General features: G+C 72.3%; 11 protein-coding genes. 4 read left to right on the plus strand and 7 right to left on the minus strand.

The genetic code is table 11. From position 1 onward, the window contains the following. Positions 1–57: 57 nt before the first annotated feature. Complete coding sequence (locus tag ABD844_RS01875) at positions 58–2100, minus strand: S9 family peptidase (protein WP_344872238.1); 2043 nt, start codon at positions 2098–2100, stop codon at positions 58–60. Positions 2101–2222: 122 nt separating this feature from the next. On the opposite strand from ABD844_RS01875, the gene ABD844_RS01880 reads away from it, so the two are divergent. Further along, a complete protein-coding gene (locus ABD844_RS01880; protein WP_344872240.1) occupies positions 2223–2822 on the plus strand; it encodes a hypothetical protein in 600 nt (199 codons plus the stop codon). 39 nt (positions 2823–2861) lie between these two features. Here ABD844_RS01880 and ABD844_RS01885 read toward each other — a convergent pair whose 3' ends face one another. Continuing rightward, positions 2862–3293: a VOC family protein gene (locus ABD844_RS01885; RefSeq protein WP_344872242.1), complete on the minus strand. Its 432-nt coding sequence runs from the start codon at positions 3291–3293 to the stop codon at positions 2862–2864. A 95-nt stretch (positions 3294–3388) separates the two neighbouring features. On the opposite strand from ABD844_RS01885, the gene ABD844_RS01890 reads away from it, so the two are divergent. Beyond that, on the plus strand, positions 3389–4111 hold the full coding sequence (locus ABD844_RS01890; RefSeq protein WP_344872244.1) for a GntR family transcriptional regulator: 723 nt from the start codon (positions 3389–3391) through the stop codon (positions 4109–4111). Positions 4112–4132: 21 nt separating this feature from the next. Here the strand turns inward: ABD844_RS01890 and ABD844_RS01895 are convergent, their stop codons facing one another. Next, on the minus strand, positions 4133–4498 hold the full coding sequence (locus tag ABD844_RS01895) for a winged helix-turn-helix transcriptional regulator (protein ID WP_344872246.1): 366 nt from the start codon (positions 4496–4498) through the stop codon (positions 4133–4135). 114 nt (positions 4499–4612) lie between these two features. Here ABD844_RS01895 and ABD844_RS01900 point away from each other — a divergent pair, with 114 nt between their 5' ends. After that, on the plus strand, positions 4613–5503 hold the full coding sequence (locus tag ABD844_RS01900) for an NAD(P)-dependent oxidoreductase (RefSeq protein WP_344872248.1): 891 nt from the start codon (positions 4613–4615) through the stop codon (positions 5501–5503). A 6-nt stretch (positions 5504–5509) separates the two neighbouring features. On the opposite strand, the gene ABD844_RS01905 is transcribed toward ABD844_RS01900, so the two are convergent. After that, a complete protein-coding gene (locus ABD844_RS01905) occupies positions 5510–6982 on the minus strand; it encodes a helix-turn-helix domain-containing protein (protein WP_425568493.1) in 1473 nt (490 codons plus the stop codon). 256 nt (positions 6983–7238) lie between these two features. Here ABD844_RS01905 and aceA point away from each other — a divergent pair, with 256 nt between their 5' ends. After that, on the plus strand, positions 7239–8525 hold the full coding sequence (gene aceA, locus ABD844_RS01910) for an isocitrate lyase (RefSeq protein WP_344872250.1): 1287 nt from the start codon (positions 7239–7241) through the stop codon (positions 8523–8525). Between the two features lie 18 nt (positions 8526–8543). On the opposite strand, the gene ABD844_RS01915 is transcribed toward aceA, so the two are convergent. The 3 genes from ABD844_RS01915 to ABD844_RS01925 form a co-directional block, all read right to left on the minus strand. After that, positions 8544–10118: a protein kinase domain-containing protein gene (locus ABD844_RS01915; protein WP_344872252.1), complete on the minus strand. Its 1575-nt coding sequence runs from the start codon at positions 10116–10118 to the stop codon at positions 8544–8546. Positions 10119–10354: 236 nt separating this feature from the next. Then, entirely contained in the window at positions 10355–11191 is an 837-nt protein-coding gene (locus ABD844_RS01920) for a siderophore-interacting protein (protein ID WP_344872254.1), read from the minus strand. A 184-nt stretch (positions 11192–11375) separates the two neighbouring features. Then, positions 11376–12353 (minus strand): alpha/beta hydrolase, encoded by a 978-nt coding sequence (locus ABD844_RS01925; RefSeq protein ID WP_344872256.1) that lies wholly within the window; start codon positions 12351–12353, stop codon positions 11376–11378. Positions 12354–12494 lie beyond the last annotated feature (141 nt).

A 12494-nucleotide genomic window follows, 5' to 3' on the forward strand; every position in this document is an offset into this window, starting at 1 on the left:
GCAAAGAGATGCGCCTGTTCCGGTATGGCTCCTTTCGGGGCACGATCCGGGCCGGGGTTACGGGAGGTTTCTGCGTACGAAGTCCAGTTCGAGCAGGAGGAGGTTCTCGGCGACGTCCTCCTGGGCGGTCATGTGGGAGACCCCCGACAACGGCAGCACGGTGTGCGGCCGCCCGGCGGCCAGCAGCGCGCCCGACAGCCGCAGCGTGTGGGCGGCGAAGACGTTGTCGTCGGCCAGGCCGTGCACGAGCAGCAGCGGGCGGCGCAGGTTCGGGGCGTCGGCGACGATGGAGCTGCGGTCGTACGCCTCGGGGTGCGTGTCGGGGTGGCCGAGGAAGCGTTCCTGCCAGTGGGTGTCGTAGAGGCGCGCGTCGGTGACCGGCGCACCCGCGACGGCGACGTGGAACACCTCGGGGTGGCGCAGCACCGCCGCGGCCGACAGATACCCGCCGTACGACCAGCCGCGGATCGCCACCCGGCCCAGGTCCAGGTCGGGGAATCGGGCACCGGCGGCGTGCAGGGCGTCGATCTGGTCCTCCAGCGCCGCGCTCAGCTTGTCGAGGTGGACGGCCCGCTCCCAGGCGGGGCCCCGGCCCGGCGTGCCGCGCCCGTCCACGACCAGCACGGCGAAGCCCTGGTCGGCGAACCACTGCCCGACCGCGAAGTCGTCAAGACCGCGCAGGACCAGGGCGCCCCCCGGCCCGCCGTAGGGGGACAGCAGCACCGGCAGCTTCCGCGAGCCCGGCACGTGCCCGGACGGGAACATGATCGCACCGCGCAGCTCCCGCTTCCCCAGCGCCACCATCTCCACCGTCGGCCGCAGGACGGGCACCGCGCCGTTCGAGGCGATCCGGGTGGCCGCCGGGCCGCCGGCCACCGTGACGCGCACCCCGTGCTCCTCCAAGGTGCGGCTCACCACCAGCGTGACACCGCCGGCGCGGGTGCCGGTGTGCACCCCCGGCTCGGCGGTGACCCTGACCAGCCCTGCTGCTCTGGAGTAGGTGTAGAGGTGGCGTTCGGTGGGCTCGTCGCAGCACTGCATGAGGACGGTGTCGCCGTCCACCGCCAGGACCCCGAGCACCTGCAGACCAGGTGGCGTGACCAGGTCGTCTCCCAGCGCCAGGCGGCGGGTGTCGTCGCGGTCCACCGTCCTGACCAGCTCTCCGGCGGCCGTGCGGGCGGGCGTGCCGGGCACCAGCTCCAGCCAGGCGGCGTCGGTCTCCTCGCGCAGCAGCGTGGTCCCGCCCGTCTCGGGGTCGGCCTCCAGGACGCGGGTGGTGCGCTGGTCACGGCTCTGCACCAGGACCAGCAGGCCCTGCGCGGTCCACGACACGGCGGCGACGTACTCGAAGGCCGCCCTGTCCCACACCACCTCGGTACGCTCACCGTCCAGCGTGGTCAGCCAGAGCGTCACGTCGGCGTTGTCGGTGCCGGCCGCCGGGTAGGCCACGGTCCTGGGCGGCCGGGCCGGGTCGGCGGGCTCGGACAGGTGCCACTTGGTCACCCCGGCGTTGTCCACCCGCGCCGCCAGCAGGCGGGTGCCGTCGGGCGCCCACCAGTAGCCGCGGTGCCTGGCCATCGACTCGGCCGCCACGTGCTCGGGCAGCCCCCAGGTCACCTCGGGGCCGTCGGGCGTCAGCAGCGCCCTGCCGTCGACGTGCAGCGCGCCGTCGGACACGTGGGCGACGTGCCGCCCGGTGGGGTCGGGCCGCGGGGCGGAGCCGGTGACGCCGAGCGCGGTGACCTCGCCGGTGAGCAGGTCGACGGTGTGGATCTCGCCGTTGAGCGCGTACGCGGCCTTGGTGACGGCGGCGTCGGTGGCGTAGGCGACGATGCCGGCGGCGCGTTCGCGGGTGCGTTCCCTGTGCGCGCGTTCGGCCTCCGACAGGGCCTCACCCGACGGCCGGCCGGGGTCCACGAGCAGGCGTTCCTCTCCCGTGGCCACGGTCAGCGCCCACAGCCGGTTCACCTGGTCGTCACCGGCCGAGGACCTGAGGAAGACCACCCGGCTGCCGTCGGGGGCGATCGTGAAGTCGCGGGGGACGCCGAGCCTGAACCGCGCCGTACGGGCGTGCTGACGGGGAAGCGTGAGGGGAGACATGGGGCGCATCATAGGCACGTCCGGCGAGCCCGCGGCAAGACCGGGACCGGTCCCGGGCCCGAGCTGTTAGGTTGCGGACGCCCAGCGACAGTCCGGACGCACAGTCACCCACAGTGAGGCCGATGCTCATGGACGCAGGACGACGCCCGGTGCGCCGTGCCGCACGAACGGCGCTCGGCGCGGTGCTGGCGCTGACCCTCGCGGCCTGCGCCGGTGGGCACCAGGACAGCACGTCCGCCACCGCCCCGGCTCCTGCCTCCGCGCCCCCTTCTGCCCCGGCGTCCGCTTCCCCGACGCCGACGCCGTCGCCATCGGCCACGCCATCTCCCGGCACCCCGTCTCCCGCCACCCCGAGCGCGAGCGCCGAGTCGCGCCCCGCCAAGGACGGCAGGCGCCTGTCATCCTGCGCGGACGCCTCCTGCGAGGTCGAGGTCGAGGCGGGAGACGTTCTCCGCCTCGGCACCAGCGCGCTCCGCAAGGCCGGATTCGCCGATCTCAAGGTGCAGCGCGTCCGCGAGGACAAGGTGATCTACGAGCTGGCGTCCGGCGCCTGGACCTTCACCCAGCCCGGCCCCACCGGCTCGGCCAACCTCAACGGCATCTCGCTGACCTTGGTCCGCGTCGACGGCGGGCGCGCGGTCATCCGCCTGGGCGGCAAGCCCATCAAGGGCGCGGTGACGCTCCGGCTCGGCCCCGACGGCATGACGATGGTGACGGGCTGATCGCCAGAGGCCGGGGCCAGGCCGGGGGATCGGCTGACGTCAGACGGCGAAGACCTGCGCGTCGTCGGCGAACGCCTTGAACTCCAGGGCGTTGCCCGCTGGATCGAGCAGGAACATCGTCCACTGCTCCCCGGCCTGCCCCTCGAAGCGCACGTACGGCTCGATCACGAACGCGGTGCCCGCGGCGCGGAGCCGGTCGGCGAGCTTGTGGAACTCCGAGACGGTCAGGATCAGCCCGAAATGGGGCACCGGGACGTCGTGTCCGTCGACCGGGTTGTGGATCCGCTGGGAGCGGCCCGGCGCCAGGTGGGTGACGAACTGGTGGCCGTGTAGGTTCCAGTCGACCCAGGTGTCGGCGCTGCGGCCCTGCTCCAGGCCCAGCGTCTCGCCGTAGAAGTGCCGCGCGGCGGCCAGGTCGTCGACCGGCACGGCGAGGTGGAACCGCGGGATCGGCGAGTCGAGAACGGTCATGACGGGGCACGTCCTTCCTGAGATCACCAACAATGTCTGATGTTAACATTCGAACAATCAGACAAGCCAGGTGAGGTCGTGAGAGGCTGACGCACATGAGTGAACCCGGGGCCGAAGGCGGGGCCCGGAGCCGGCCGGGCAGGGTGACGCCGGCCCGCCGCCGGGGCCTCGCCGACGAGGTCGCCGACCGCATCCGCGACGCCGTCTTCGCCGGTGTCTACGCCCCTGGGGCGCCGCTGCGCGAGGTGGAGCTGGCGGGCGCGCTGGAGGTCAGCCGCGGCCCCGTACGCGAGGCGCTCCTCCGGCTGGAACGCGAGGGCCTCGTACGCAGCGCCTGGCACCGCGGCGCCACCGTCACCGCGCTCACCCCTGACGACGTCGCCGAGCTCGACAGCCTGCGGGGCGCGCTGGAGCGGCTCGCCGTCGAGCTGGTGGTCGCCCGTGCCACGGACGACGACCTCGCAGCCGTCGAGACGGCGGCCGAGCACATGGAACGCGCCGAGGACGCCCACGCCTCGGTGCGCCGTGACATCGCCTTCCACGACGCCGTGTACGCCGCCACCCACCACCGGCGTCTCCAGGAGGCGTGGCAGGCCATCCGTTCCCAGGTCCACTTGTTCCTGCTGACCCGGATCGGCCGCAGCGCCGACGACTACCGGTCGCACCTGGCCGACGAGCACCGCGAGCTGGCCGCCGCGCTACGCGCCCGCGACGCGGGCAACGCCCTGGCGCTCTTCGCCACCCACCGCCGGCACGCCCTCGACGTGCTCACCCGCCCCTCCCCCGCCGACCCACCGCCGCCGTCCCAGGCTCCTTGATCCCGGCAGGCGTTCGCGGGGTCAGCGGGCGGGCGGGGTCAGCCGGTCCCAGGGGATCGCCTCGATGCGCTCGATGTGCTCCTCGCCCCACTCCCCCAGCGGCGCCATCACGCTGTTGAGCGAATGGCCGAACTCCGTGAGCGAGTACTCCACCTTCGGCGGCACCTGGTGGTGGACCTCCCGGTGCAGCAGCCCGGTGGCCTCCATCTCCCGGAGCTGGAGGATCAGGACCCGCTCGCTGATGTGCGGGATCGCCCGCCGCAGCTCGCCGAAGCGCAGCGCGCCGTCCTGGAGCGCGAAGAGGATCAGCCCCTTCCACTTGCCTCCCATGACGGCGATGGCGGCGTCGAGCCCGCAGGTGAACGTCCTCTTCGTCGTCTTCTCCACACTTACCTTCTTGTCGGTACCCGGCAAAAATATCGGTACTTGATCATATGTCCGTACGCATCCAGCATGGACCTGGCGCCGCACCACCATCCCTTCTCTGTCTGGAGTACGCGCATGCCCGCACCTCATCTCACGCCGGTGTCCGTCATCGGGCTGGGCTCGATGGGCTCCGCCCTGGCCGGGGCCTTCGTCCGGGCCGGGCACCCGACCACGGTCTGGAACAGGACCGCCGCCCGCACCGAGCCCCTCGTCGCCCTGGGAGCCACGCGGGCGGCGGACGTCGAGGCCGCGGTGGCGGCGAGCCCGCTGGTCGTCACCTGCCTGACCACCTTCGACGACACCCGGCAGGCCCTGGGCCAGGCGGTCGCCGCGTTGCCCGGCCGGGCCCTGGTCACCCTGAACAGCGGCTCCCCGGCAGGCGCCCGCGAGACGGCGGCCTGGGCGGCCGGTCACGGGGCGCGGTTCCTCGCCGGCGCCGTCAAGAACGTGCCCTCGGCCGTGGGAGCGCCGGACACCCTGCTCTACTACAGCGGCGACAGGACCGTCTTCGACGACTTCAGGGCGGCCCTGGACGTGCTCGGCGGCGACACCGTGCACCTGGGCGACGAGCCCGACCTGGCCGCCCTGTACGAGATGGCCGTGGGCGCCATGCTGCTGCCCGCCCTCGTGGGCTTCTTCCAGGGCGCCGCCGCCGTCCAGGCGCGCGGTCTCGAGGTGGCCTCGATGGTGCGGTTCGCCGGCAAGTGGCTGGACATGATCAAGTCGCTGCTCCCGGTCTTCGCCCGCGAGATCGACACCGGCGACTACACCGACGCCGCCTCCTCCGTGAACCTCTTTCTGACCGCAGAGGCCGACGACGCGGACCTGACCGAGGAGACGAACGTCGAGACGGCCTGGCTCGCCCCCATGCACGACCTGGTACGGCGGGCGGTGGCGGCGGGCCACGGCGACCACAGCGTCTCCGCGCTCACCGAGGTGCTCAGGGGACCCGCACCGCGGGCATGAGCCCTCTCAGGCCGTGGTGGCGTGGCGTTCGAGGAAGGTGTAGACGTCGGCCTCGTCCACGCCGGGGAACGAGCCCGGCGGCAGCGCGGCCAGCACGTGGGAGTTGGCGCGGGCGGACGGCCACGCGTAGCCCTCCCAGCGCTCGGCCAGGGCGGCAGGGGGGCGGCGGCAGCAGTCGCCGTTGGGGCAGTTGGACTTGGTGCGGTTGGTGGTCTCGCGCCCACGGAACCACCGCGACTCCTTGTACGGCACCCCCAGCGTGATCGCGAAGTCCCGCTCGCGCGACGGATCGACGTGGGCCACGCAGAAGTAGGTGCCGGTCGGCGAGTCGGAGTACTGGTAGTACACCGAGAACCGGTCGGGCGAGGCGAACACCTGCCGCCCCGACCACTGCAGGCACATCCGCTGCCCCTCGATGGCCCCCTGCTCGTCGGCGGGGAAGACGATGCCGTCGTTCTCGTACGCCTTGTAGATCGTGCCCCCGGCGTCGTTGCGCACGAAGTGGCAGACGAGGCCGAGGTGGTGGGTGGCGAGGTTGGTGAAGCGGTGGGCGGCCATCTCGTACGAGACCGCGAACACGTCCCGCAGATCCTCCACCGACAGCGCCCGGCCGGACTTGGCCTCCTGGAGGTAGAGTGCGGCGGCCTTCTCGGGGACGAGGACGGCGGCGGCGAAGTAGTTGGCCTCGGTGCGCTGGCGCAGGAAGTCGGCGAAGTCGCGGGGCTTGTCGTGGCCGAGCGCGAGGTGGCCGAGCGTCTGGAGCAGGATCGTCCGCGGGGTGTGCATGCCGAGCTGCTCGTGTTTGACGTAGATGCGGCGGTTGCGCAGGTCGGTGATGGAGCGTACGGAGCGGGGCAGGTCTTGTGCGGTGTGCACCGTGTAGCCGAAGTGGGTGACCAGGCCCTGGATCATGCTCTGGGACAGCGCCCCGGTGCGGTATCCGACGGCGTCGAGCGCCTCGGCGGCGGCCTGCTCGATCTCGGGGAAATAGTTGCCCACCTCCCGCTGTCGGCGGCGCAGTTCGGCGTTGGCGACCCTGGCCTCCTCCGGCGTGGCGGTGCCGCGGGCCTGCCGGGCGCGCAGTTCGCCGTACAGGCCGAGGAGGTGTTCGAGCACGTCGTTGGGCACCCGGGTGGAGACCTTCAGCCGGGGCAGGCCGAGCCCGGCGTAGACGGGGTCGCGCTGGGCCTCCTCCAGCGCGATCTCCAGTTGGGCGCGGCGGTTGGGCGGCTGGCGGCGCAGCAGCTCCTCGACGGGCACGCCCAGGGCGGTGGCCAGCGCCTTGAGCAGGGAGAGCTTGGGCTCGCGCTTGCCGTTCTCGAGCAGGGAGAGCTGGCTGGGCGCCCTTCCGACGCGGGACCCCAGGTCGGACAGCGTGAGGCCGCGCTGTTTGCGCAGGTGGCGCAGGCGCTGGCCGAACGCGATCAGATCAAGCTCCTGCGTCAAAGACAGCGGTTCTTCGCCCAGCAAGGAGGCCATACGGGCATCTTAGACAGAAATTCAGCCCATTTTCTAGTCTCGGCGAGCCCGCGGGCGGCGCCTTCGGGCCCGCGGTTCCCACCGCGCCATTGGTCTAGGCCAACGGTAAAACTTGCGATTTCTTCACTGCTGAATACCCGCGAGTAATGCACATCGACGAAATTTCCGCTCTTCTTCTCACACCTCCACACTGTTTGGCGCCACCCACCGGGGCACAGACTCGGCGTGAGCCCAGGGGACGACAAAGGAGCGGACGATGATCGATCGCCTCAAGGGAGCTGCTGAGCAGCTGCAGGACGAATGGGACAACGACCCTCGCTGGGAGGGGATCGAGCGCACCTACCGCGCCGAGGACGTGATCAGGTTGCGCGGCAGCGTCCAGGAGGAGCACACGCTGGCCCGGCTCGGTGCCGAGCGGCTGTGGAGCCTGCTGCACACCGAGGACTACGTCAACTCCCTCGGCGCGCTCACCGGCAACCAGGCGGTGCAGCAGGTGAAGGCCGGTCTGAAGGCGATCTACCTGTCCGGCTGGCAGGTGGCCGCGGACGCGAACCTGGGCGGCCAGACGTACCCGGACCAGAGCCTGTACCCGGCCAACTCCGTGCCCGCCGTCGTGCGCCGCGTCAACAACGCGCTGCTGCGGGCCGACCAGATCACCTGGTCGGAGGGCGTGAGCGACGCGCCGTACTGGCTGGCGCCGATCGTGGCGGACGCCGAAGCCGGCTTCGGCGGCGTGCTCAACGCGTTCGAGCTGATGAAGGGCATGATCGCGGCCGGCGCCGCGGGCGTGCACTGGGAGGACCAGCTCGCCTCCGAGAAGAAGTGCGGTCACCTGGGCGGCAAGGTGCTGATCCCCACCGGCCAGCACATCAAGACCCTCAGCGCCGCCCGCCTCGCCGCGGACGTCTCCGGGGTGCCCACGCTGATCGTCGCGCGGACCGACGCACAGGCCGCGACCCTGCTGACCAGCGACGTGGACCCGCGCGACCAGGCGTTCACCACCGGCGAGCGCACCTCGGAGGGCTTCTACCGGGTCAGGAACGGGCTGGAGGCGTGCGTGGCGCGCGGCCTGGCGTACGCGCCGTACTCCGACCTGCTCTGGATGGAGACCGGCACGCCCGACCTGGACGTGGCCCGCGAGTTCGCCGAGGCGATCAAGGCCGAGTACCCGGACCAGATGCTCGCCTACAACTGCTCGCCGTCGTTCAACTGGAAGCAGCACCTGGACGACTCGACGATCGCCAAGTTCCAGCGGGAGCTGGGGCACATGGGGTACAAGTTCCAGTTCATCACGCTGGCCGGGTTCCACTCGCTGAACCACTCGATGTTCGACCTGGCCCAGGGGTACGCCGCCGACGGCATGAGCGCGTACGTCGAGCTGCAGGAGGCCGAGTTCGCCGCCGAGGCGCGCGGCTACACCGCGACCCGGCACCAGCGGGAGGTCGGCACCGGCTACTTCGACCTGGTCAGCACCGCCGTCGCGCCCGACTCCTCGACGACCGCGCTCAAGGGCTCCACGGAGGAGGAGCAGTTCGCCCACTGAGCCCGGCGCGGGCGGACGTCACGGGCTGACGGTCGCGGTGGCCGTCGGGGTCTCGGAGACGGGGACCGACGGGCCCGGGGACTCGCCCGGCCCGTCCTGGGGGATCGTGGTGACCGAACCGGACGGCCGCGGGCAGTCGCGGCGGCCCGCCGCATCACCGCGACCGCGCCCGGCGGGGCTCGCGCACTCACCGGGGTCGTCGCCGCCCTGGTCGCCGGGGCCGCTGGTCTGCGAGGGGGGGAACGTGTCTCCGCCCTCCCGCTCCGGCGGCGTGCCCGGCGTGCCCGACCCCTTGGTGCGGGTGTGCGTGACGAACACCGTGGGCGTGCCCGGCGCGGCCGTCGTCACCGGCCGGACCGACGGCGGCACCCGGCCCGTCGCCACGCTGGGACGCGCCGTGGAGTGCGCGCTGCCGGACGACCGCACGGCGGGCGGATCTCCGGGCAGCGGCGAGCCGCCCCCGGCGCTCAGCCCGTCGCCGCTCGATGCCGCGATGACCGTGAGGGCCGCGATCGAGACCGTGGCCAGGGCCGCGAAGGTGGCGTGCGAGAGCTGGGTCGCCGGTTTCACCCTGCGCCGTCGCGTACGGGAACGCTCCACCGCCGTTCCCGGCTCACCGGACGGACGCGACAGGCCCACCACCGGCCCGCCGTACAGATCCGCGCCGCTCACCACCCCGTCCGGTCCCGGCCCGCCGTACGCGGGGCTCGCCGGGTACGCGACCGGCGTCCAGATCTCCTCCAGCACCTCAGCCACCGACTGCCGCAGATCCCACGGATCCCCCACCCCACCGGCCGCCAGCAGCGCCCGCAGCAGGTCAGCGGCCCTGGGCCGGTCGGCGGGCTCCTTGGCCAGCGCGGCCTCGACGGCGGGCCTGAGCAGCGCGGGCACGCCCTCCACGCGGGGCGGCTCGAACAGGATGCGCCGGGTCAGCACGTCGTCCTCGCCGCCTCCGAACGGGTGGTGCCCGGCGGCGGCGAAGGCCACCAGGCAGCCCCACGCGAAGACGTCGGAGGCGGGCAGCGCGGGGCCGCCCGTCAGCCGCTCCGGCGCCACCCACCCCGGGCTGCCCATGACCTGGCCGGCCTGGGTGTGCGCGGCGAGCGTGTCGACGTCGCGGGCGATGCCGAAGTCGATGACGCGCGGCCCCCGCGTGGACAGCAGCACGTTGCCCGGCTTGAGGTCCCGGTGCACCAGCCCCGCCTCGTGCACCGCCACCAGCGCCGCCGCGACGCCGAGAGCCACGCCGTAGGCCAGGTCGGGCGTGAGCGGCCCCCTGGCCATGACGACCTGGGAGAGCGCGGGGCCGGGAATGTACTCGCTGACCAGGTAAGGACGGTCTCCGTCGGTGCCGTCCGCCACGACCGCCGCCGTGCAGAAGGGCACCAATCTGCGGGAGAAAGCCACTTCCTCCGCGAAACGCGCCCGCAACGTGGCATCGTTGAGATGCACCGCATGCGGTGTCTTGAGCGCGACGAGGCCACCCTGAGGATGTTCGGCCAGATAGACCACTCCCATCCCGCCCGTTCCGAGGCGGCCGAGGAGCAGGTGTCGGCCGATGATGACCGGGTCCCCCACCGTAAGCGGTCGCACGCCAGGAGGCATGCCGCTCGCACCACGCGCCATCCGGGTCCGCCTCTCCTGATCAGTGTCGTGGCCAAAGCACACTGTGGCGGCATCCGCGGAGGCTTTCCGCATGTCTTACATAAGGGGTATTGGAGGTAAGGCGGTCATATCTTCGAGGTAAGTAAGTGCTGTGACAGAGCGGGCACGAAGTGCATCTTTGCGCCTGGGGTGCCAGGCGGGATCATGGCTGCCCGGCGACGGGTTCAGGACGCGATCGCGGCCTGCTCCTCGGCCTCGACCCGACGGTTCCAGTCGCCCTTGACCTGCCGCCACGCCTCGTCGTCCACGCCGGCCCGCCAGTAGCCGGAGATCGACAGCCGGTCGAGCCCGACGCCCCGCTCCAGGCGCAGGTGGCGGCGCAGCTCCTTGACGAACCCGGCCTCGCCGTGCACGAACGCGTGCACGTCACCGCCGGGGAACTCCAGCGCCCGCACCGCGGCCACGAGCCTCTCGCCGACGGGACGCCGTCCCCGGTGGATCCACGAGACCAGGACGTCGGCGGGGGTGAGCAGCTTCTGCTCGTCCTCGGGGGCGTCCACCTCGATGAGCGCGTGCGCCCGCGCACCCACGGGCAGCGCCTCCAGCGAGGCCGCGATGGCGGGCAACGCGCTCTCGTCGCCCACGAACAGGTGCCAGCCCGCCCCGGGGTCGGGGGCGTAACCGCCGCCGGGGCCCAGGATGAGCAGCTCGTCGCCCGGGGCCGCGCGCTCCGCCCAGGGCCCGGCCAGGCCCTCGTCACCGTGCACGACGAAGTCGAGGGTCAGCTCGCGGGAGTCGGGGTCCCAGGCGCGTACGGTGTAGGTGCGCAGCCTCGGCCAGACCTCGCGGGGCATGGTCTCGCGGCAGACCTTCACGCTGAACGGCTCCGGATAGCGCACGCCCTCGTGCGGGAAGACCAGCTTCACGTAGTGGTCGGTGAGACCGGAGGTCGCGAAGCCGGCCAGCCCGTCGCCACCGACGACGACGCGTACCATGTTCCGGGACAGGCGCTCGGTCCTCCGGACGACACCCCGATGATGGTCCGCCCGCTGCTCCGCCATCAAAAGCCCCCCTGCAAAAAGTTAGGTATACCTAACCTACACCGCCCTGGTCGCTCCGGGTAAGCCGATCCCCCTAAAAGGGTCGGGCGGAAATCAGGCGGCCGCCCGTGCCGCCCACCCGCGACCAGGCAGTAATGGTGCCGCCCACCCGCGATCAGGCGGCCGTGGTGCCGCCCATCCGCCATCAGGCGGCCGTGGTGCCGCCCATCCGCTCGTTCCTGCGGGCCGCGGCCCGCAGGAAGCGCGACATGTGCCGGAAGGCCAGCCGCGCCTCCGGGAGCACGTCGGCCAGGATCGGGAAGACGTGCGGCATCTGGGGCCACTCCTCGTACCGCACCGGTACCCCCGCCTCCCGCGCCCGCAATGCCACCCGCCGGGCCTCGTCCCTGAGCACCTCCGTCGATCCCGTCACGATCATGAGGGGCGGCAGGCCCGTGAAGTCGCCGTGCACCGGCGAGACGAGCGGGTCCCACGGGTCCAGGCCCAGGGTGTACCTGCGGGCCAGCCACCGTACGCGACCGGCCGGCACCATGGGGTCCTGCCAGCGGTTGACCCGGCGCGGGATGTCGGTCAGGTCGGCCCAGGGCGACAGGCAGATCGCCGCGGCGGGCAGCGGACGCCCGGCGTCACGCAGGGCCAGCAGGGTCACCAGGGTCAGATGGCCGCCGGCGGAGTCGCCCGCCAGGACGATGTGCTCGGGCGCGTGGCCGCGCCGCAGCAGGCACTCGTACGCGTCCAGCGCGTCGGCCTGCGCGTCGGCCAGCCGGTACTCCGGCCCCTGCCGATAGTCGAGCGCCAGCACCGGCCGCCCGGCCGCCACCGACAACCGCCATGTGATGGACCGGTGCGTGAGCGGCGAGCACGAGAAGTATCCGCCGCCGTGGAAGTAGAGCACGGCCTTGCGCTCGTCGAGCCTGCGCCCGCCGCGCACCCATTCGCCTCCGCACGACGAGAACGACACCGGCTCGACCACGACGTGCTCGGGGCAGGCCATCTGGACCAGCCGCCCGATCTCCCCGAGGTGGGCGACCCCGGCCAGGGCGAGGGGATGACGCATCAACAGGCTGAAGGCCGGCTTCACCGTGCCGCGCAGGAGACCGGTGAGCGCGCGGGCCTGCCAGCTCAAGGGGTATTCCAGGAGCACATCCTCGTCGATTCGCATATCGACCCTCCAAGAACAGTTCTTCCCCCATGACCATCTTCCTACCGGCCAGTAAGTAACCTACCTCTTACGCGGACATTTCGCCTTTGTAACTGGATTCCCCACATATCGGACGCTACGCCCGCCCTCGGGTGCCCGGCC

This window comes from Nonomuraea antimicrobica (assembly GCF_039536965.1).
GTDB classification, from domain to species: domain Bacteria; phylum Actinomycetota; class Actinomycetes; order Streptosporangiales; family Streptosporangiaceae; genus Nonomuraea; species Nonomuraea antimicrobica.